This is a genomic window from Rhizobium sp. Root1203 (genome assembly GCF_001424945.1).
GTDB lineage: Bacteria > Pseudomonadota > Alphaproteobacteria > Rhizobiales > Rhizobiaceae > Rhizobium.
Map to the genome: position 1 here is coordinate 410070 of NZ_LMCW01000012.1, position 22343 is coordinate 432412.

Genomic DNA, 22343 nt, shown 5'->3' on the forward strand with positions numbered 1-22343 from the left:
GCAGGAGTGCGACCTCTCCATTGAGGTCAGCACATGGGCAAAAGCAGCACGTCGGCACCAGCACCAGATCCAAAGATCGGCGAATCCGCTCTCCTTCAGGCACAGACGGGAGAGAAGTGGCTCGGATTTGCCAAGGATGCCTTTGCCGTATCGCAGCAGCGTCAGCAGGAGCTCGATGCGCTCACCACGAAGGTGACGCAGCAGCAGCTTGGGCTTGCGACTGACCAGGCCAATTGGGCTCGGGAGGATCGCAACCGGTACAATACGACGTTCAAGCCGATCGAAGACGACTTCATCGATAAGGCGACCAATTACGCCACCCCTGAAAAGCAGGCGGAGGCGGCAGCGGAAGCGCGAGCCGATGTCCAGACCGCCGCGGCGAACGCACGAGCCGCGACGGAACGGCAGAGCGCGTCCCTTGGCATCAACCCCGCTTCCGGCCGATTTGCGGGCATTCAGGCCACCACGGACATGAACCAGACGCTTGCTGAGGCCGGCGCATCGAACACGGCTCGCCAGAGCGTGCGTGACAAGGGGCTCGCTCTACAGGCCGACGTGGTCAATCTCGGCAAGGGCTTGCCGGCACAGGCCGCGGCCGGCGCAGGCGGTAGCGTCGCAGCGAGCGGTACCGCCCTCAGCGGCAACCAGGCAACCAACGCGCAGGCGCTCGCGGCACCGAGCATTGTCAGCCAAGGCTATTCGGGCGCGATGCAGGGATATGCCGGGCAGGCTTCTACGCTCAATCAGCAGTACGGCTTGCAGCTCGACGCCTGGAAAACCCAGCAGCAGGCCGCGGCCCAGGGCGCGTCTGGTCTTGGCAGTTTCCTTGGCGGTATCGCTGGCATGTTTAAGTTCCCCTCGGATGAGAACGTCAAGCATGACAAGGCGGATGTTCCAGAGGGCAAGGGCCTCGATGCGGTCAACAACATGCCGGTGACAGAATGGACCTATGACGAGGGCGTCGGCGATGGCGCCCGCCATGTCGGACCGATGGCGCAGGACTTCCAGCGCGAGACCGGCAAGGGCGACGGCAAATCGATCGCAGTACAGGACGCGATCGGCATCACGATGAAAGCTGTGCAGGATCTCGACAAGAAGGTCGACAAACTGGCCGGCGTCATCGGTCTTGGGGCACCGGCCGCCAAGCCGAAGAAGGTGCAATCTGACATGAGGATGGCGGCATGAGCCTCGGTGCAATCGGTATTGGCCTTGGCGGCTTTATGGATGGCTATCAGGCCTCTCGCAAAAATCGCCTGGACGAGGAGCGCTCCACCGCGCTCCTCGATCGGCAGAAGAAGCTCGACGCCCGGCAGGACGTCGAGAACGCGCGCCAAGATGCGCAGTACGCACGCGACGAGGGCCAGCGCACGGCGATCGCCGATATCGGTGCAGAGACCAAGAAGAACTTCGATGATCAGGTGAAAGCCGGAACGCAGCAGGCTGGCGACTTCGATACGTTTTGGTCGAAGTATGCTGTCCCCAAGCTCCAACAGACCTACCTCGCCAGCGGCGACATTGGGGCGGCGAAGCGGGTGCAGGAGTGGGGCGACAGTACCGACGCCAAGGCGGGCGGAAAGCTTGCCATGGGCGCACTTCTGAAGGCACAGACGGGAGACGCCGACGGCGCACTGGCTGACGTGATGGAGGCTGGAAAGCTGCAGGGTTACATCAACCACGGCTACGAAGTGCTTGGGCACGAAAACATTGCTGCGCCCGATGGCTCTATTGCCGGATACCGCATTCGACTGAAAACGCCCAGCGGCGAACCCGTCGAGCAGGATATTCAGAAAGCCGATCTGCCACGCATGATCGCCACCTTCATGAACCCGGAGGCGGCTTGGCAGAGCCAAGAGACTGCGCGCGGAGCCGCTGCGAAAGACGCAAAGGATCTTGAGACCTACGAGGCCAAGAAGAAAATCGATAAGCAGTACGGCACGGGCGAGAACAAGACCCGCGGCGATGCCATTACCGCTTTGCGCAAGCGCATGGACGGCGGCCTAGCTGATAACGAGCAGAAGTTCGACGATCTTCCGCGGCCGGATCAGGAAAAAATGATCGCGCAGGAGATCGAACTGCAATCCGGCCAGCCCGGGCTATCTGCAGAACCCTCCCAGGGTGCGGCGCCGTCTGGGCCACCACGTCGGGTGCTTGTCGACAAAGTAACCGGACGTCCGGTTTCGGAAGCTCCGCCCGCCCCTCAGCCACAGCAGACACCATCAACGCAGCAGCCCGCTCCAAAGCCGAGCCGGGAGGATAACGTGCAGTATCTGCTTCAGTCGGCCGACCAGGCGATCAAGTCCGGCGAAAGCCCGGAACGGATTGCACAGGAGCTGCTCAACAATGGCGTGCCGCAAGAACAGTGGCCCGAGTCCCTCGCCACGGCCTTGTCCGTATCCAAACAAAACCAAATCGGCATCGGCCGGTAATCTGGCACTTCACGAAAGGAAGTTTCAATGGACCACGAAAAGAAGATGCGCGCCAAGGTGCGAGTAAGTGCAGTGTTCCCAACTCAGGTCGGCACCGAGCGTCTGATGTTGTCTGGGGTCGCGAAGAGCGACGGTCCCTACCCCGCGGACGGCAGTGATGAGAACAATAGCTTCGCCCGATGGTCTCCCTCCGTATCCATCGACATGCACATCGCAAATCCCGATCTCGTCGGAACCTTCGGTGTAGGCGACACCTTCTACGTCGATTTCATCCCCGCACCGAAGTAAGCACCGCCGTATACCGATCGAAAGGCCGCGCTGGTTTCCAGCGCGGCCTTACGTTTCGGCCGTGCGGCTAGGAATTACCCCTGCCCTGTAGAGGGACAGGAATTCTTCGAGCATCTCTCTCAGAGCCATGCCTCGTTCGATCCTGTATCCATATCTCAGTTCGCAGATATCCAGCAGCTCGCCCAGAGTGTCGGGCGGAATTGGAACAACGATCGGGCGGGGCTCGCAATCATGTTCATCAGCCTCAATGAAATCCGAGCCCTCAGCCCACTCTTGGAGCATCTTTCGTATCTTCTCCGCCCTCGAAGGCGCCGGATCTCGCCAGCTTCCGATTGAATCGATGAGTTTCAAAAGGTCTGGCTGCAACCGAACCTGCACAGGGACACCCTTCCCCGTCGAAGGTCGGCCTCTCTTCTTCCGCTGCACTTTATCCATTGTCGCGGTCCCTGATTTGTGCAACCATTAATTCATAAGACGTGTATTTTGCCAAGCAAGTCGATTGTTTAAGGCAGGGAGATTGCCGGAATGTATGAGGGTGCATTTGTATCGCGTCGAAGCTTCATTGTTGGAGGGCCGGCGGCCGGCGTGGCGCTTCTGACAGGGTCGAAGGCTAGCGCTCTTTCTACGCACGAACCGGTAATCGGATTACTTCAGCGCCACAAAGTTACACTTGCCGAGAACTCGCCCGAGTGTCTGGAAATCGAGAAATGGATCTCGGAAAACCCTCCTGTCGTTCAAACCACCGAAGGCGCTTTGCAATGCCTTCGCAGCGCGCTTCGCGTAGACAATATGGACGGCTTCGAATCCGCGCTTGTGTCCTCTGCGTTGAAATTTCTGGAGCGCTAGAAGCACTGCCCGTTGACGCAGGTGTTCTGCCAACTATTACCACGGCTATCGCGACCTGTCTGAAACGACGTGCCGCCATAGGTATGTGTGTCCTGCGACCAGTTTGAGCCAGTGCGCGAATTGGTGCCGTTCATGTGTGTCGAACCGCCATATCGCTGGATAGAATACGAATTTCCGGTATCGGCATCGTAGCAAGTCGAAAACGTTTTCGTCCCAACACAGCTCGCATGAGCGATGGTTGCGCTGACAAGCAACGCACAGAACGAAATCAAAAACTTATGCATGTGGCTTCCCCTTGATTGTTATCGAGAGAATGCTTGTTTGGAAGTTGGTTGTAAAGCCGGAGCGACCCCATCATTTATAGACGGGGTCGGCTAACTTTTCGCGCAATCGGAGGCTCAAGATCTTGTTCCGGATCAAAACGCCATCCTCCCTCTTCGCAGCGTTGCCGGCGCGGGTCTTGAGGGACTGTTGGAGCGTCTCCTTTGTGATCGGAATCCCGCCATGAACCGGAACGGCGTTGAATCGCTCGATCGCTTTCACAGAGTCATCGATTGCGTCGTCATCTTTTGCCAGCGCTGCCATAGCGAACTTGTTCACCAGGCGCTGTCGATCGTCCATCACGCCGCGTTCCGCGTTCTTCAGGGACGTGTTGCGGTCCCATGTCTCGGAGATACGCGCCGGAGTGAAGCCCAGCGCCTGGGCGATGATATCGTGATAGCTGATCTGGTCCGCTGCCATGATCTCGTCGCCGCCAACGGTTGCCAGCCCGTCAGTGGCGTATCGGTACGATTTCATGAGATCGCGAACAGCCTTTGGAGCCATCATCTCGATACCGCGAGCTACGTCTCCGTCCCAGACGAGGTTGGCGCCAGTGAATAGTGTTTCACCAAGGCCTGCCGTGGCGCCGAGCGCTTGTGTTAGCCAGTACTGGTACTCGTCCTTGCCCTGCAGTTCGCGTGTTGGGGATCGGAACCACAGATCCGGCATACCTATGCGGCTCGATAGATCCACGCCAAGGTAATGGCCCGGCACTCCGTTGAGGAGCACTCCCCCGAGTTCTGGTCCGAGCACATCGACGACATTCGCACGAAACTGCTGCTCGAAGTCCATCGGATCGTCGTCATCGCCGAATACCATGCCCGCTAGCGCCATCGCTAGATGGAAGCCGACGGTACCGGTGACACCCGCCATCAGTGACATCATGCCCACGACGCCCGCCAGCTGGTATCTGGCTTCCTTGCGTGCTTGCGGTGTTTCGCCCTTCACCGACTGATGAATGTCGCGGAAGAGCCGATACAGCATGTTGATGTTGTGCTGGCGGAATACCAACGTGACCTTGGCGATGTCGTTCTGAAGCAGCGTCGGCCGGGACGAGTTGGCGTAGTCGAAGTGGGTCTTCCACGTCAGGTCATGCGCCGTATCGATCGCGTCTGACATCGACTGGCCGGCATCGCGGGCCATGCGGTAGGCTGCCAGCGCGGTAACTTCGCGGTTCCAAACCTCCGCCCGGTGGAACGCCCACGAGATCACTCCCATCACCCGAGCGCGCAATGGCGTGTACTCGACGCCGGTCTCGCCTACGCCGGCAAGGTCATGGCTCTGCGTCCGATCGATCAAGCCGGATTCGTAGAACGCTTCTATTGCCACCTTTTCATCCTTCGAGAGGCTACCATTGATAATGGAGCCCCGGCCCCTGACCGTATCCATTGAGGCTTGCGCCAGTGCCGACGATGCCTTCGCGAAGCCCCCGAACTTCGCCGACAAGATAGGCAAACCGAGCATTGCCGTCTGCGTCATGTTGACGATCGCGGCGCCTGGAGAGGCGGCAAGAAACCACACAAACGCAGTGCTCGTCATGGTCTGCGCGACCTTGCTGCCGGTTGGGTTCATTACCCAATCATGTCGGCTCGACATCTCGTTTGCCAACGTCACGCCGCGTGTCTGATCGTCACTCTCCTTCGCCTGATCCATGGTCTGGTCGACGAGCTCCTGCAGCTCGAGGCCGTATTTCAAGCGGGCGATCTGGTGGGCCGCGTGGAACATGTGGGACGAGAACACCCGCAACGCGTCATTGCTGAAACCGGACGTCCCCTTGCGGTGGATGAACCGCTTCCGAGCGGAAAGGTCGGGCATGCTCTCAAGGTACCTCTGCCATATCTGATCCATCACGTCGTTGCCAACGCCGGCGCCGCCGAGAATTTCCTCGATCTCGGCTACAATGCGTGGGTCCATGGCCTTACGAAGGTCACTCCCCGCCTCCATCACGCCCACCTCGACCTTGCCGGACGAATAGGTGCGCCGCATTTCATCGGCCACCCGATTGCGCGCCGCGGCTGTCTCATGCTTGGAGAAGCTGATCATTCGTCCGTCGATGTCGCGCACGGTCACAAAGTAGCGTCCGAAACGACCGAGAGGGAAATACGGCGCCTCGACACGGCTGCTTTCGAAAGCGATCCTCATCTTGGTCAGCCGAGCCTTGGCCGCCCATGTGGCCTTCGTGGTTTCGGCCTTGTGTGCGCTCGAAGCGTCCTCCTCGGCCTTCTTCCTATCGAGGCCAGTCAAACCGCTGTCCCGGATTGCCTGCATCGTTTTCCGGTACCGCTCTTCAGCACGGTTATGGGCGATCTGCTGCGCCTTGCGGACGTTGTCGAGCAGGATCTCGTCAAGCTCTGTAGCCTGCTCGCGATAGGCATCGCGGACCTTGCTGTAGAGCTCGCGCCCCTTTTCCGGCAACGCGAGGTACTGCTTGCGAAGAATGGCATAGCCTGGCTTCGCAACGTTCTCCTCGTCTGTTTTCGATGGGTCAGCGCCAGCGAGTGTGCTGTCGTGCATGAGGTCGGCAAGCTGTTGGGCCCTGGACTTGTCTTTGCCCAGGAAGCCCAAGCGGGCGTATTTCAGCCAGTCACCTGCGATGGCATCCGCGGCGGCGTGCTTCGTTCCACGGTAGGCGTCCATGAGACGCTTGACGCGGAGGTAGTCGCCGACGGCAGTCATGTTCGGCCGCGCGAGCTCGGTGAAATAGTTCAGTGGAATGGTCTTGAGAAGCTTGGGCTGAAGGTCAACCAGTTTGCCATTCAGCTCTTGAACGACACGAGCCTCGGTTACGCGCTTTCCGCCTGAGACTTTTTCTGGATCATTTGGCGCGCTTCTTTCAGATAGCCCTGTCGGGCCGGATCGTGGGCTGGCCACTTGCTGATCGAGCTTGCCCAATCCTTCCATGTCTGCAAGGTGTCGAACGGCGTTGGAGGATCGATCAGCCCCGGCACTGCTTGTATCTGGTTTGCCATTTTTGAAGAATGCCCTCGTTAGTTTTAGAGCAGCCTCGTCAATCTTCCGATCAAGCCCCGGAACCACTGACACATCATAAGGCTTGCTGGCGGAAAAGTCGATGATGCCGGCGCGTTGCATGACAAGCGCCGCGAAATGATGGAAGGCATCTCGCGCTGTGCCTTCATCAATCTTCTGCGATTTCAACTGGCTCTGGATGAATGGCTCAACCTCATGAGAGAGCGCCGCCATACTGTTCAGCATGGTAGCGCTGTCGCGAGCGAAATTGGCGCTGGTTGAGAGGTACTGACGCGCGATCGGCGTGAGGCTGCCCGCTGTGTCGTATCCATTATGACCGAGCGCATAAATCGCGTGGACGCCGGGATAGACAAGCGAGGCGAGATCGGGCGCGCTCAAGGGCGTTGCCGCCGGATGATTGTGATAGAGCACCAGGCGCCGGTCTGGATTGGACATCGCAGACGCAAGCTTGTTGCTCATACCCGTGTAGCGGGCATCATTCGCAGTGCCAAAGTCTATGGTGGATCCATCGTCATCGATGGCGACAAGGTATTCGTGCCCTGTCAACTTGCCATGATCCATAATGATCCGACGAGCCCAGTCCGCATACGTTTCATCGGCGGCTTTGGTTGGAACAGGCACTTCCTTGAATCGGCCGTCGCCTCGAATTACCGGGTCCGGCCGCTTCGCCACCGCGGCGGCGCCTGCGGACTTCTGCTTTGGCTTCAATGCATCGAGGATGCGGCGATGACGCTCAGACGTCTCCTGCAGCTCCCCGGCATTTCCCCAGGGGCCAATCTGCTTTTCAAGCGCTGGTATCTGGCCTTTCGCTTCGGCAATGCGCTCTCGGTCCTGCTCCGGCAATGTGGAGAGCTTTTTGACCGTGTTGATGACCCGCATACCAAGCCCGGTGGCATCAACGTCGGCCGCGTCTTGCACATGTACGTGATAGTCACGCTTGCCCGAAACGGTCACCTCAAACGCGCGGTCATACTGAAGCTCGATCGAAAGGAGAAACTCGCCATACTTACCGATGTCGGCTTCGCCTGTACGATCGATCAGTTCCTTACGCATCGCTGCCGCGATCGCTGCGCCGAACTCTTTTGGCTTATCGAATGTCTCATCACCGATCGTCGCCTCAAACGGCGTGTTGGCCAGCGCCTCGGAGCGCGCTGCATCGGTGTTAACGGCACCGGAACGAGCTTCGAGCTCGTCGGCTTCCTGCGTCAACGCCCTGATCTTGCCCTTGATGCGATGCTGTTCACGGTCATGCTCGACAGACTGTCCTTCCAGCTGCCGCAGCTTTCGTCGGGTCTCCATCTCTTCGAGGATCAACGGATTTCCTGAAGCCGCGGCCTTCATCTCAGCGGCATTGGTGGCTTCGCCTGCGATATCCTCGATCTCGCGGGTTTTCAGGTTGCCCTTTCGGACCTGCTGAATGAATCGGGCTTTGGCCTCGATCCCTTGCCACTGCCGAGCATCGAGAGTGTTCTTGGTCGCATAGCGAAGGATCTCGATCTCGAAATTGTCGGGATCTTCGGAATAGAGCTCGTTACCTTGGCGGATACCGCGGCCGTCGCGCTGTTCGAGATCAGACGGACGCCACGGCGCATCAAGGTGATGAAGCGCGACGAGGCGGTTCTGCACATTGGTGCCCGCTCCCATCTTTGGCGTGGAACCCAGGAGGATTCGAACGCGGCCTGAACGAACCTTGCCGAAGAGTTCCTCCTTCTGCGCCTCGGTGTTGGCGTCATGGATGAACGCGATCTCGTCGGGCGATACGCCGCGGTCGATGAGCTTTTCGCGGAGATCGTCGTAAACAGAGAAGGTGCTCTGGAGCGCGAGAAAGTCGTCTGGCGACATGTTGTCGAGCTTTTCCTGAGCGGCCTCGTCGCCCTGGTCGGCCTTCTGGATCAACGCACGAAGCTCCGCCTCTTCCCGCGCCTTCGCCTTCTTCGGCGTAGATAGGTCGATGAAAACAAGCTGCGTGCCGCGCTTGCCGGCCCACTTGTCGTGGATCCTCTTCATATTGTCGGCGGCAACGTGGACCTTGGAGCCGGGATGGTCTCCATAGGCCGGGTCGATCAAGCGCATATCGAGCGCTGCCTTTCGGGCGTCGGACATGACCTTAAGCATGTTGTCGGCGCCCTTCTCTGCTTTCTTCGGCAGATTTTCAGCGCGCCACACCAGAGATCCCTTCGGAAACTCAAGGTTTCCGAGATCGTCGGTCTTCCCTTCGCCGATGAACGCCGCCTGGTCGCGTGAGCGTTCGACCGTGACGTTGGTCGGCTTACCGCCCTTGACCTTTGGCAACGGCAGTTTCTTGCCGATCGCCGCCAGTTGGGCCTTGATGTCGTCGTTGGTGATGACGTCAGCGAAGCTGAGATATCGCTGCATCAGCTCGGGCATGTTCACGAATTTCGCAAACCGGCTGTTCAGCTTGTATTGGCCGCTTGGCGAGAGCTCCCAATCCGTCACTACTTCGCCGAACACCTTTGCCCAGGCATCGAAATGGGCGACGCCTAGATTGCGCAGCGTTTTCTCGTCGAGATAGCGCTGCACGGTATACATTTCGGCCATGGTGTTGCTGAGCGGCGTCCCCGAAAGGAACGTGACGTTATTGCCGCCGGTCTTTTCGAGAATGAACCGGCTCTTCATGAACAGGTCGGATGCCTTCTGGCTGCCAGCCTGATTACCCAAGCCAGCAACACGGTTCATCGACGTCGCGAAGGCGAGGTTTTTGAACTCGTGCGCCTCGTCGACATAGAGGGCGTCAACGCCCAGCTCGTCGAACGTGAGACCATCATCCTTTTTGCCGGCGTCGAGTAGGCGCTCCATCTTCGCCTTGAGGCTATCCCGCCACTTAGTGAGCTGTGCGACGTTCCGGGACTTCTCCCCTGTGTTCTGGCGCAGTTCCGCAATGGAAGCCTCAAGATCATCCATCTGCTGCTGGATGAATCGGCTCTCATAGTTGGGGTCCATGCCGATCTTGCCGAACGACGAGTGGGCGACGATGACAGCATCCCAATCGCCGGTGGCAACACGAGCGAACAACCGCTTGCGATTGTCCTTTTCGAAATCGCGCTTCGTAGCGGCAAGCACCTTGGCGCCGGGATAGAGCCGCACAAAATCGGCAGCCCACTGCCCGACGAGATGGTTCGGTACCGCGAACATTGGCTTGCGAGCCTGCCCGATACGGCGCTTTTCCATAGCCGATGCGATGGCGGCGAACGTCTTGCCTGCGCCTACGGTATGGTCTGCTAGCGCGGTACCGGACTGCAGCGAGCGCCAGACGAAGTTCTTCTGGTGGGGGCGGAAGGAGATGATGTCATCACCTACCTTGCCCGGCAACGTGAGATGAGACCCGTCAAATGTCCGCATGATGTCGGTGTTGAAGGTATCATTGTACAAACGGGTGAGCTCATCGCGCCGCGCGTCCTCGTCCCATACCCAGCGGCGCCACTCGGCCTTAACCCGCTCAGCCTTCTCATTGGCCGCATCGGTCTTGGCTTGGTTCAACACGGTGCTGCCGTCCGACATACGATCGGAGATCGTGATTGCCTGTCCGTTCAACACAGCACTGAGGATAGAATCGACGCTGGCGCGATCGGTGCCCCAAAGCGTCTGCGCAGCGGCGGTGGGAGATGGGACGTCGATTACCCACTTAGCGTTGGCCGCCGAATAGTAGGCCTTTGGCTTCACACTGCCCTGACCGATATGGCGCAGGAAGTCCACGATGTGTTTCGCCGGCACCCAGGGAGCGCCCGGCTTCACATCAATGTCGATCGCCTCGATGTCAGCGGGCTGCACATCGCGCAGCGCGTTGACGTTGCGTCGGAAGTCGGGATCTGTCTGCGCTGCACGCTCTGCCTCGGCGAGCTTCTGCTTGACGTTCCCAGACAAGTAGGCGTCCGATGTTTCATATGAACCAGATGGGGTCCTATAGAGCAGCGGACCGAGTTCATCGACCATGGCGGAGCTAGGCTTGCCGTAAAGCCGTGACATGGCAACGAGGTCAACGCGTCCGAGATCGTTAAGCACCGTCGCCAGCGCATCCTTGGCGCTGCTAGCGCTCGTGGGCCTGCGATACGGCTGCTGCGTTCGCTTGGTGAAGATAGGCGCCTTGTCGGCCGCCGCGGGGCGGGCTACCTCCCCTGTCGTCTTGGCAACGCCAGAGCTGATCCCCTTGTCGAAGTTCTGCTCAAGCGCAGAAATCTGGGGCCACGTCGGATCATCCCGGAACAGGCGCTTGTTTGCATCGGCATTGATCGGGCCGTGCTTCTTTACAAACCCGTCGTAGACCGTGTTGAGCCGCTTGCGCAGGTTCTCGATCTGCTGATCGCCCGTGCTCTCATCGATCTGAGCACGACGAAGGCGCGCGAAGGCATCTCGGACGCGGACCATACCGGACACCCGTTCACGAGCCGTATCGTTCGGGAAAACGACGGGCTGCGACTGCGCCTGGCCAATGGAATCGGACTGTCGCTGATGGATGGTCCCGTCCGGCGCAGCGAACATCGCGCCGACTTGCACGTCACTGACGGTCTCCGGAACGACAACGGTCTCGGTGGAGACCTTGCCCGGCTCGACCATAACGTTGTCAGGCAGGGTTCGGATTGCCTTCGCGAGCTCGTTAGGCAGGCTCTGCCCCTTCCGAGCCACTAGCGCCGGCTCATCCGGACCGTACATGGTGCCGAACGCGCCGAAATCACCGAGCATCATGTCGGGATGGTCAATGAAATATCGATTGAGCGGAACGGACTTTCCGTCGGTGCCCTTCCATTCTCCTACGTCGGTCCAGTTGCCTTTCGGCTCCTCACCCGGCATCCGCTTCCGCAGTAGAACGATGTCCGTCGTCACCTCGGTACCGGCGTTTTTCAGGAACGCATCATTGGGGAGACGGATGGCGCCGATTAGATCGGCCTGCTTTGCGATCATCTCGCGTGCAGTGGCGTTTGAACCGTCGAGGAATCGGTTCGTAACGACCATGGCGAGGACTCCGCCGGGCCGGAGTGCCTCGACACTCTTTGCGAAGAAGAAGTTATGGACCGACAGCTTATTTAGGTGGCGCCGTTCCTTGTCGTATACCTTCTCACTGCCGAAAGGCGGATTGCCGATCGCGAGATCGAAATATCCGTCCGGAACCACCAGCTTTTCAAAGCCGACGGGTGCCTGAATGTTGGCGCTTGGGTAAAGGTTCTTGGCGATGCCGCCGGTGACACGATCGAGCTCGACGCCGGTGACCTTGGCTTCCGTCTTCACCTCCCCAGGCATCAAGCCGAGAAAGTTGCCCGCGCCGACCGATGGTTCGAGCACCTGCCCGCCCTTGAAGCCAAGCTTGCGAGCAATATCCCAGACTGCGGAAACCACTTCCGGCGCTGTATAGTGAGCATTGCGCGTCGAGGATTCGGCGGCGCTGTATTCCTCTGGCGACAGCAGCGATTTCAGCTCGTCCGCCTGCTTCTCCCAGCCCTTCGCAACCGAACCGCCCTCACGGGCGAATGCCTGGCGCAAACCTCCCCACCCTACCCACTGGGCAAGAACTGACTGCTCGTCGCGGGTCGCCGGCCGCTTCTCCTCGTCGAGTTTGCGGAGGAGCTTAATGGCTGCGACGTTCGCATTGAATTTGGCCTTCTGGCCGCCCTCCCCGAGATTGTCGGAATCGCTGATCGTGTAATCGACAGCCCGCTGCTGCGCTGGCACCGCGGCCGATTGGACATCGCGAAGGCGGTCGGATATATTCTCTTCTGTTCGCGGCGGGGTTGATGCAGACCGGTCACCCCACAAAGCACTGAGACGGCGTGAACTTTTCTCAGAGCGCCGCGAACCATTCTCAAATGCAGTCAGCAGCCAAGTTTTTGCGGTGCCGTCGTAGTCCAGGCGCACACCGGCATTGCCGCCATCGTCACTGAGCTGGATCCGACGAGCTGTGCTGCGATCCTTGTCAATGTGAAGACGATCGATGAAACCTTGGAGATCGCCGAGCACCTCGGGATGCCAAGCAAGCAGCTTAGCGAGGCCAGCTCCGTTGCCCTGGTTGGTGCCGGCATTGCCCCAAACAAGATCGATCGGGCCGACATCCGGATGAGACAGGGCGCCAATAGCGTCTCCGGACTGACGGCGTTCGAGCTCCAATGCCGCTTCGCGCCACTTCCCCTCGTAGCCGCGGAGAATCGGGCCGAATGGGCCTTGCTCTAGGTGTCCATCGTCCGCTGACCGTTTGCCGCGGCCTTTGCCATCGCGTGTGTCATCGACGGCTTCGGAGCCGGGCTCGCCGCCCCTTCTTCCGGCAGCAAGAGATAGCTCTCCCTGCTCATCTGCCACGCCTCGTCCGGACTGTACCCGCTCTCCTCGAGCTGACTCGTTTCGCGGTACGTCTGCTCTGCTGCGTCTTTCAGCGCCTGATCCAGCGTCCCGGCTGCTTTCAGCTCCCGGTACCGGTTCGGAAGGTGTTCCTTCCAGTGCTGGCGACCCATCTCGATCCAGTTCTGCAGATTCATTGTTCTCTCCTGCGATCGAGGCGACATCGATCGTATCCACCTCTGCCGCGCTCGACATCCCGTCGAACACCGCGGCACGAGGATCATACTTTACACCCATATACCACGATTTCAGATACGGGCGCGCGCTCTCGCCTAGATCCTCGATCATGGCGCTAGCGTAGGCCGCGAATGTGCGGGCGCCTCTTTCGATGTGGTAGCCGGCGAGCGTAATGCCGGCCTGAAGCAGCTCTGGATCGACACCAGAGTTGAGCTGGCCGCGGAACTTGCGACGCAGCAATTCGCGGGCCTTCTCGGCTGCGCTGGCCGTGAAGATCTTGTTTTCAGAGACCGGCGGTTTGGCCTTCGTCGCTGGTGCGGTCGGATCGACAATCTGGATGATGTCGGGGTTTATGATCTCGTAGACCTGATACGCGCCCGTGCCGCTGGCGTAAGTCACAACGTCATAGCCCCGATCGCGCGCCTCGGCCCGGATAAAGGCCTCGCGTTCGTCCATATTGAACCCCGGCCGGTTGACGGATGCGTTCAACACATCGGTGAATTCGGCCGATCGGTTCCGCAGCTCCTTGCGATCGAGCACTTTGGCGGTAGTTGGGATCTTGATCGAGAGCGTGTCACTGTCGCGCTGGTTGCCGAAGCCGGTCGCTGTGTCGCGATCGGTCGTGAACATGATGCCTAGATGGGTCGGGCGGAATTCGAACGTGCCGGCTTTGATCTCCTCGATCTCGGCCTTGCTTGCGCCGCGCCAGAGGTCGATGCCGGGCGCGTCGGCTGCTACGGTCTGCGGCGGCCGCGACTGTGCGTGTTCTTGCGGAGCTGGCGCTGTTTTCGCTGTCGGAGCATCCGTCGGCGGCTTAGGATTGCCACCGGATAGTTCGGCGTATGCGGCCTCCGCCTGGGACGCGCGGATTACCCTCGCCTTGCCGTCGCGAGCAGCGGCATAACCCATGTAGTAGGGTTCGATCGGATTAATGCCGTGGCCGCTCGCGTCAAACGATGACGCCTTCTGTTTGGTGGGAGGAGATCCTGCCTTTTGGTCCATCCAGCCCCGCGCGATATCGTAAGCGACGGGACTTTCAGGATGTGGTGTGCCCATTTGGGTAGCCGCGATATCGGCGTAGGCCGTCTTGAACTCCTTGGAGCGAAAGACCTCGCGCACCTGCGTGGCAGTGATCCCATCTTGCACGATGGCCGTTTTCGGTTCACCCCGAGTCGTTTCCCGCACCTCGAAGCGTTTGACGGGAGCGAAAGGTTCGCTCGTTTTGCCGGACTTTAGCCAGTCCTTGAAACCGGCAAGGGTGGTCGAGCTGATGTCCCCGAGTCCCTTCCAGTCCTTCATGTAGTTTTCGAGATATGCCGCGCGTGCCGATTCCTCACTATCAAAGCCCAACATGACCTTGTGCTCGTCGAACCGACCGTTTGCCCTGCGCTGGTCGATGACGAACACCTTGGCGCTGTCGCCGAGTTCATTCGTCCCCTGCCGAACGAAGACATCGATGTGGTCTTTGTCCTTGCCTACGGTGCCTCGGATGTAGCCGTAGTGGCTCTTCATCTCCACGGACCATGGCTTGCCGCTGGCGTCGGCGCCCTTGCGCTCGGAGCCCGCCGGGTTCTCGATCGAGATCTCAAGTCCGCCGAGGCTGATGCGGCCAACCTTGTAGTTGCCGGCTTCCTTCTGCGCCTGTGTCGGTTCGGGCAGATCGTTGTTTGGCGACGTTGCGGCTTCGTGCGCTGCCTCGTCTACTGTGACGGGTGCAGTGGGTGCGATCGCGCTGGTGAACCGTTCGCCACCGTTTTCGTCGATGAGGTCAACGTACGACGGCGCCGCGTTCTCCAAGCCCGCGCGATCATGGTAGTACGCTGCAATAACCGCGTTAGCCACTTCGGCATTGTCGGTGAAGTAGACATCGTTCGGGATCTTGCCAGCTTTGCGCGCCTCTTTCAGATACGCGACGAGGCGCCTGTATTGGTCGGGGGTGGACTTCTCCGCATCGTCGAGACCGAACCTCACGGCGTATCCGCCTATGAGGGCGTCAGCGACATGCCGGATCTCGTGTGCAACGACGTCTGGCGGGGTGTCTTTCGTAATCCTAATCGTTCCGCCCTGCGCCGTGGCAGTCGCAGTAACATCTGCGCCGGCCTCTACTGCAACACGGGCATTGCGGAGTGCTGGATGGTCGCTCTCGACAACTTCGACCTTGATGCTATCGGCCAATTCCGGAGCCGCCGCGCGAAGCTTTTCGATAGCCTCTTTTGCGGCCTTCACGCCCTCGCTATCGGTCGATCGGGTTGATGTATCGCCGTTCTGGCTTTCCGTGCCTGCTGCCTCGTCCACGGTCACTGCCGCGTTGCCAGCCTCGCGCAGATAGTTGAGGCCTTCGCGTGTCGCTGAGGTCCGCACGGCCTGCAATGTGGCCGCTGCTGCGTCCGAGATCTTACCTTGGGCATCGGCGCCGATCTGCTTCCCAAAACTCGATATCCGAACGTAGCCGTCAGTCGGAGCGTCGATCTCGGCCAACCGGCCGAAGAACTCGGCATGATCGCCGTTCGGGTTTGACGTCGCGTTGAGCACCAAGAGCTTGCCGCCGGGCTCGATGATCGCGCTCTCCTGGCCGTTAGTGCTCTCCGCAACGCGGCGGGCGAAGTCACTTGGTGAAACCCGCTTCGCCATATCCTTGTGAATGGAGGCAACGGATTGCCGGCTAAGCCATTCTGCCTTCCGAGCCTCCATATCGTCGACTTCGCTGTCGACTTCTGACTCATCAGTTTTGTCAACTGTCGACGCATTACGCAGCTCTTCCAGCTTCTTCTGAATCGCCTTGGAGTGCGCAGACCACTGAACACGCTCGTTGCGCTTCACGCCGGCGTCGGCGAGCATCTTCGTGCGTTCCGGGCCGGTGAGCTCGATATCCCACCAATGCGCCATGTCATCGGCGCGGGCCTCATAGCCCGGCTCCTCCTTGGCGCGATCGTTCTGCCACTGCCGCAAACGCTTGTCGTTGACCGAGTGCATCTTTACGGGAAGCTTGGAGTTCGCGTCCCGTGCAGCCTTGTCGACGCGGTACCGGTAGTCATCGGCCATCGATATGACGGCAGTCTTTGAGACCTTGAAGGCCTCTGCGAGACGCGCCAGCTCGTCAGCCCCAACTCGCTCAAGATCGGTATGAGCCGACCGTCCGAGTTTCTTGGCGATGAATCGAGCCTTGCCGAGATCGAAGAGAGCCGCGTGGTTCTCGTCCGGCATTACGACGGTGCGGCCAATGACGGCACGGCTGTTCGGCCCAGCGTCGCCGACCTCGCGCTCGATCGCGGGATTTCGGTCGAGCTCCTGCTTTTCGATCTGCTTGGGCGTCAGCTTGTCGGTGTAGAGTCGATCGACGGGCACCTGCAGCGGCTCGCCATCGTCGTTGACGACAAGCGCCTCCTTGTTGCCCTCCTCGTAGCTCTCCACCTTCGCTGCGAAACGGCCACCATTCGGATCATCGACGATGACACGCTGTCCTGGAGACGGGCGTCCGCGCAAGCGTTCCATGGCTGGCTGCTGCTCACTGCGGGACGGCAGTGGCTCACTTTTGATCTCGCCGGCAATAGGCGCCTGGGGTTTCAGCGCCGGATCGTTGGAGAACTCCGGGATTTGATCGTTGATCGGGACCGGGCCCTTTTCGATGGGGTTTTCTCGGTTAATCGCTTCTGGCGACTTGGCAATTTGCGAAATGCTGGTGGCGGGAACCTGATAGATTTCGCCACTGCCGCTATCGATCAGGACGGCTTCCTCACCCTCGTAGCTGTCAACGCGCGCCATGAAAGGCTCAATGCCATCATGATCCACCCGGACGGTCGCGCCGATACTCGGTCGACCGTCGGACGAACCACCCTGTTCCCGTGCAATGTCGCTGGCCGCCCGATCCGCACGGCTGCGGATCTGTGTCTCGGCGTGCTGAACGGCGCGTCCGATAGGGCCGCTCGGTTGAGGAACCGGATCGCGCGTTGCCGCCGGCACGGCCTCCGCCGCGGCCGTCGAATGTTCGGGGGAAGCCGGGCGGAACGCGCCGCCTGCGCCGCCCATGCCAGCACCCATAGCGCCGCCAGCCGCGACGCCTGATGCGACAGCTTCCCCCACGCCTTCGGTCAGAGACTGGCCTGGATCAGCCCTCTGAACGGCAGCGTTTTCCGCGATTGTCTGTGCTGCGCCTTGCGGCGCCTCTTCAAGCAAGCCTTCACCAACGAAGCCGCGGGTCGCGCCACCGACGATGCGCCTCATCACGCCACCGCCAACGCCTTCGGCGATGATCTTCGCTAGCGCGCGGTCGCCCATGCCACCGAACATGCCGGTTGCGACGCCCGCCGTGAGGAAGGCCTGCGACGCTGCATCCTCGGTCAACGCCTTGATGGCCTCGTCCTGAGACATCCCGCCCTGCACCATGGCCTTGATGGCGTCGCTCTGCGCCAACTGGTCACGCGGGATCTTCCCGATCCTATCGCGGACGTTGCGCGCGGAATCGGCGCCGCCCATGGTGCCCTCGGTAATGGCACCGGCGAGCGTGGCAGTGCGTGCAGCGGAGGCGGCAGCAACGCGCTCGCCAAGGCCACTGGCGATGGCGCGTAGGTATGCGCCGCGGGCCAGAATGCCGCCGGGTAGCATTGTGATGACGGTGCTAGGCGCGCTCTCGCCCACCGTACGGAGATAGCTGCGCGGATCTCGCCATGCGGGGCCAAACGTGTGCTTCTCGCTGTCCCACCATTTTTTCTGGTCAGCTTCCCCTTGCCTCTCGGTCACGCTCGCGTTGGCGCGCTCCTGGGCATCGTTCATCTTCTGATCGATCGGCTTGCCCATGGCCCAGCGGTCGATGTCGTCGGATGCTTTCAGGAATGCATCTCCGCCTGGGAGCTTGCGGAAGAGCGTGTCTGCCAGCGACGAAAGGCTCTGCCCTATACCGATGGTACCGGATTTCAGGATTCGAGCCGTATCCCCGCCAACGCCCCCGGAACGGTTCTCGGTCTCCCATTGCTTCTGCCAGTTGGGCAGCTCGGCTTCGTCGATGGAGATGTAGCGGTCGGGATTTTCCGCCTCGAGCTGCTGCTGACGTGCGCCAACAGCATCATTGTGCTGCTCGGTAAATGCCCGCATTCGGTTCTGCTCAAACTGGGCGTTCGTCGCCGTCTGCCGCTCGTCCTGTTGCGCGATCTGCGCCGAGACAGTTTTCTGAATCGGGTTACCTTCGGGATAGAGGCCCATCGGGTCTTTCACCTGAAAACCTGCATCGGCCGCGATAGTATTGCCAGCAGCGGCACCGCCTGCGGCGCTGCGTTTCTCTGCGGCTGCAACCGCGTCTTTTTCGCTGTCGAAACGGGCAAAGACCTGACCGTTCTTCTGCTCGTATCGCTTCATCGAGCCGAGGATGCTGTCCTCGTCGTCTGCTTTGAACTGCTGCGGGCCATTCTTGCCCATCCAAAGCGATGGCACGTTCACCCACTTGCCATCTGGCAACTGCCAAGTCGTGCTGATTTCGGTCGAATATGTGCCGTCGGTGTTGGGCCGCGTTTCGCCTGGCCGAAATGGTCGCAACTCGCCACCGGCCGTATCATCGCGTCCGCTCCGTGCATCCGTGGTCTCGACATGCCAAGGCTCATGACCCATCGGGAACGTGAGGCCATACTTACCAGCGTTGGCGTGAACCCAATCGCGGACCTCTTTCGGCGCGTTCGAGAACTCTTTCCCAGCCCAGCCGAGGTCAGCGGCATCGCCGTGCTGGTGACGTGAGCCACCGGGCCGGCCGATATTCTTGGACATGCCGGTTTCGCGGAAGATCGGCCGCCACTTTTCGCCGGCGGCAACCGGGCCCATCGCACTGACGTCGGAAAGCCAAGCTTCGCGATCAATGCCATACTTTCCGGAATTCTCGGCGATGATCTGCGCCTGGCGTTCCGGCGATCGGGCGCCCGACAGGATATCTAGGCCATTCTTCACGAAATCGGGTGCCTCACTGAACATGGCAGTGAGGCCCGACTGAAGGCCGGGTTTCATGTTGTTGATGTACTCGGCAGGCCTGCCGGGCTGCAGCTTGCTGAGAAGAGCCGTCGTGTCGCCTGCCGCTGGCTGCTGCTTCTGATCCTTCGTCGGGTTCAGAACGGCTTCGAACGGATCATCGTAGCTCGCGCTGAGGCCCGGGGCGTATGCAGTTGCTGTGCTGTCCGCCCGCTGTTGACCAGACTTGTAGAAGACGTGACGGCCAAGCTTCGTGGTCTGGGGCATCTTGGATGCCCAATCAGGGTTCACGCTGTCAGCATGGTAGTGGTCCGCGCCGCCGGTCGGATCGCTGATCGAGCCGCTGAGTACACCGTCGAGGATGGCCTCGGCGCGCTGCCGCAAGGCGGGATCCTGTTGAGCCTTGACTGCGTCGGGGCCCGGATGCTCATACCCGGTGAACTGGCTCTTCTGCCTCACCACGTCGGCCGGGCTCAAGCCGCGCTCGTTCGCACGGTTGCGTATGACAGCGGCCACGGCGGTCATACCTGAATCGCCCTCGCCGGCGGCCTCAGCAATGATCGTGTTTACAAGATCGTTGCGGTCCTGATCGTTGAACGAAGGGCGCGCGGGTGCGTCGCGCATATTCGGAGTGCTTTTGGGTAAATCCGGCGAAGAGGATGCTGGCGCCGGAGCCTTGCCACCATAGAGGTTGAGTGGGTCTTTCCAGCTGTCGTCTTTGCCGAGACCAATAACCAAAGGCATGCGCGGGCTCCATCGTAAGAGCCGCACTCATGCGCGGTAAAATGACCACCGATTTATAGGCGGAGGGTAAACGAATTGAAAGGGTCGATTGTCCTCATGATCCAGCAATATCAAATGAAAAACAGACGAGCGAAGATAGGCTCTTGAAGTATGCAGCGCATACCTTATGTTGGTATGCAGCGCAAACGTCACTGGAGACAATTGATGATTGGGAAATTCGAGGAGCTCGCGCTTCTGGCTTTGGTCAGAGCGGGGCCGAATGCTCACGCAGCAAAGGTTTACGAAGTGCTAGAGAAAACGCAAAGCAAGTTGCCGGCTTTTGCCGCCCTTTACACAGCTCTCGATCGTATGGTCGCGAAGAAGCTCGTGTCCGAAACTAAGGACCCCAGCGACAAACGTGCCAAGCGGCTCTTTACCATTACTGGTGAAGGCAATGCTGCTCTGAGAGAGGCACTGAATGCGACCCAATCCATTGGCCTGCCGGCAGGATGGGGTGTCGCCCATGTCTGATGAAGCCTCCGATCTCGAACGCTCGATGCAGGAGCGTCTTTCTTTCCTCCACAACTCTATCGAGATTACCCGCGAGGAGCTTGATGAGATGCTTGATGAAATATCCGACAAGATTGGGATCGTTCCTCAACAAATCGCAATAGACAAAGCGATTTTCAATCATGTCACACGGATGGACGGCTATATGGCGCTGGCCGACGTGGAAAGGGCCACTAGACTGTTGGGACGGCTGGCTTCAGCCTATGAGCCCAAAGCTGAGCCGCCCTCACTGTTTTGGGTGGAATTGCTCACCCCCGCGTCCGCAGGTCCCGATTTCGTGTTAAACTTGGAGGAGGTCTATTTTGACCGTTGGCTTCCGAAGTACGGAGCTCGAAGGGCACGTTTGATCGTAATCTCGCAGGGGATCCAATTCGTAGGCCGGCAATGGATCGGCCCCCTAGTAAAACTGTTTGATCGGCTGAAGTCCTTCGCCCTTGGATAGTTATAGCGAAAACCAACGTCTCGCCTTGGCGATAGTTCAAGGCGCGGCGCGTCGCTCTCTAGCCTCTCAATCCGTCGCTCTTTCATCCGGAAATCCTAAATGCCGAAGTATACTCGCGCCTCATCAGGCCGTTCGATAGTTATGTTCATTGCTGGCTCTCTTACTGTGGGGCTTCTTGTCGGCGCTGCGTTTTTGGGGTGGAAAGCCCATCCCGGCGCCTGCTCTGAAGGCGGCACCTATGCCTGTATGACCGCAGCGGACTGGGGAAACTTCTTTGCCGGTGTGTTCGCTCCTATTGCCTTCATATGGCTGGTGGCGGCCGTTTGGATCCAGTCACAGGAACTCGCGGAGCAACGCGAAGAGCTTCGATTGACGCGGCTGGAATTTGAAGAAAATCGCACGGTCATGCAGGAGCAGGCTAACGAGGCAAGGCGACAAGCTGAATTTATTGGTCTTCAAACGGAGATCCTGAAACGTCAGGATTCAGACCGGGTGTCCGAAAGGAGCCAAAAGGACCTTGATGATGCGATCCAAACAATTTCGGACCTTATCCACCACAACCTTTCAGATGTTAAAATATTGGTGGGTACGGACATCAATGGCCAAGAAGCATGGGTTGCCTTCACCAAGGCAACTCGATCGAAAGATGATTATATTCTCCATTTCGTAAGTATGATGTCACGTTCACCGGAGTTTTTCGGAATCGTTGGTCACTATTCGGTCAATCCGGAGGTCTTGGATATGATCAACCTTGCGAGCCAGATGGTTGACGGGATCATAGCCTTGGGGAAAGCTACCGGCCCCCGGGGGACCATGACCATAGAACGCCTTAAAATTAAGGAGTTTTCTGTCTGCCTGACCAGGATGCTGGCGGACCATCAGGCAGCGGGTGCGCGTCGCATCGCGGAGGCTCTTCTGAAGAGCTGAAACAGTCTAAAGTTTCGGCAGGATGATCTATAGGTCGATTTCTTTATTCTGGTTCGTTCGGCGGCCGCGCATCCATGAAATCCCGCTCGAAGGTCGCCTCGTCATAGACGCCAACCAGGCCGTTGGCATCGCGCACGATGTAATCGTTGCGCAGCGCCTTTGCATCTTCCGGCCCTGTCAGCAGCGTAATGCCGTCCGCGGAGATGATCATCTGGCCATCCGCGTAGATTTGGGCCAACCAGCTTGGGAACTCGCTCCAATCGTCTTCAGGCGAACGGAGGATCTGGTCCACCTGAAATGCTTCCACCGAAATCGGCATTTTGATGTATTCACCCATCGCTTTATCT

At 59.6% G+C, this 22343-nt stretch carries 9 protein-coding genes; 6 read left to right on the forward strand and 3 right to left on the reverse strand.

Translation table 11 applies throughout. The features are described from left to right. The first annotated feature begins 33 nt into the window (after window positions 1–33). The 3 genes from ASC97_RS32920 to ASC97_RS12540 are packed head-to-tail and all read left to right on the forward strand — an operon-like array spanning window position 34 to window position 2714. The gene (locus ASC97_RS32920) at window positions 34–1185 is read left to right on the forward strand and encodes a tail fiber domain-containing protein (protein ID WP_082529980.1); all 1152 of its coding nucleotides are present in this window, start codon (window positions 34–36) and stop codon (window positions 1183–1185) included. Then, window positions 1182–2426, forward strand: a complete 1245-nt coding sequence (locus ASC97_RS12535; protein WP_057468659.1) for a hypothetical protein — start codon at window positions 1182–1184, stop codon at window positions 2424–2426. The genes ASC97_RS32920 and ASC97_RS12535 overlap by 4 nt, the downstream gene beginning before the upstream one ends. Before the next feature lie 27 nt (window positions 2427–2453). Beyond that, window positions 2454–2714, forward strand: coding sequence for a hypothetical protein (locus tag ASC97_RS12540; protein WP_244481452.1), 261 nt, complete (start codon window positions 2454–2456; stop codon window positions 2712–2714). 48 nt (window positions 2715–2762) lie between these two features. On the opposite strand, the gene ASC97_RS12545 is transcribed toward ASC97_RS12540, so the two are convergent. Together ASC97_RS12545 and ASC97_RS12555 are read right to left on the reverse strand one after the other, a co-directional pair. After that, window positions 2763–3149 (reverse strand): hypothetical protein, encoded by a 387-nt coding sequence (locus ASC97_RS12545; RefSeq protein WP_057468660.1) that lies wholly within the window; start codon window positions 3147–3149, stop codon window positions 2763–2765. A gap of 765 nt (window positions 3150–3914) precedes the next feature. After that, entirely contained in the window at window positions 3915–20078 is a 16164-nt protein-coding gene (locus ASC97_RS12555) for a PLxRFG domain-containing protein (protein WP_057468662.1), read from the reverse strand. A gap of 204 nt (window positions 20079–20282) precedes the next feature. Between ASC97_RS12555 and ASC97_RS12560 the strand changes: the two genes are divergently transcribed. From ASC97_RS12560 to ASC97_RS12570, 3 genes are all read left to right on the forward strand, one after another. After that, window positions 20283–20588, forward strand: coding sequence for a PadR family transcriptional regulator (locus tag ASC97_RS12560; protein WP_057468663.1), 306 nt, complete (start codon window positions 20283–20285; stop codon window positions 20586–20588). Continuing rightward, window positions 20581–21069, forward strand: coding sequence for a hypothetical protein (locus tag ASC97_RS12565; protein WP_057468664.1), 489 nt, complete (start codon window positions 20581–20583; stop codon window positions 21067–21069). The genes ASC97_RS12560 and ASC97_RS12565 overlap by 8 nt, the downstream gene beginning before the upstream one ends. 99 nt (window positions 21070–21168) lie before the next feature. Continuing rightward, window positions 21169–21996, forward strand: a complete 828-nt coding sequence (locus ASC97_RS12570) for a hypothetical protein (protein WP_057468665.1) — start codon at window positions 21169–21171, stop codon at window positions 21994–21996. Between the two features lie 43 nt (window positions 21997–22039). Here ASC97_RS12570 and ASC97_RS12575 read toward each other — a convergent pair whose 3' ends face one another. Then, on the reverse strand, window positions 22040–22333 hold the full coding sequence (locus tag ASC97_RS12575; protein WP_057468666.1) for a hypothetical protein: 294 nt from the start codon (window positions 22331–22333) through the stop codon (window positions 22040–22042). Between the last annotated feature and the right edge of the window lie 10 nt (window positions 22334–22343).

What these genes read in the sequence shown, in the direction of transcription:
- ASC97_RS12535 (WP_057468659.1), top strand. Translation starts at nt 1,182, where the DNA reads ATGAGCCTCGGTGCAATCGGTATTGGCCTTGGCGGCTTTATGGATGGC.
- ASC97_RS12560 (WP_057468663.1), top strand. Translation starts at nt 20,283, where the DNA reads ATGATTGGGAAATTCGAGGAGCTCGCGCTTCTGGCTTTGGTCAGAGCG.
- ASC97_RS12575 (WP_057468666.1), bottom strand. Translation starts at nt 22,333, where the DNA reads ATGGGTGAATACATCAAAATGCCGATTTCGGTGGAAGCATTTCAGGTG.
- ASC97_RS12570 (WP_057468665.1), top strand. Translation starts at nt 21,169, where the DNA reads ATGCCGAAGTATACTCGCGCCTCATCAGGCCGTTCGATAGTTATGTTC.
- ASC97_RS12545 (WP_057468660.1), bottom strand. Translation starts at nt 3,149, where the DNA reads ATGGATAAAGTGCAGCGGAAGAAGAGAGGCCGACCTTCGACGGGGAAG.
- ASC97_RS32920 (WP_082529980.1), top strand. Translation starts at nt 34, where the DNA reads ATGGGCAAAAGCAGCACGTCGGCACCAGCACCAGATCCAAAGATCGGC.
- ASC97_RS12540 (WP_244481452.1), top strand. Translation starts at nt 2,454, where the DNA reads ATGGACCACGAAAAGAAGATGCGCGCCAAGGTGCGAGTAAGTGCAGTG.
- ASC97_RS12555 (WP_057468662.1), bottom strand. Translation starts at nt 20,078, where the DNA reads ATGCCTTTGGTTATTGGTCTCGGCAAAGACGACAGCTGGAAAGACCCA.
- ASC97_RS12565 (WP_057468664.1), top strand. Translation starts at nt 20,581, where the DNA reads ATGTCTGATGAAGCCTCCGATCTCGAACGCTCGATGCAGGAGCGTCTT.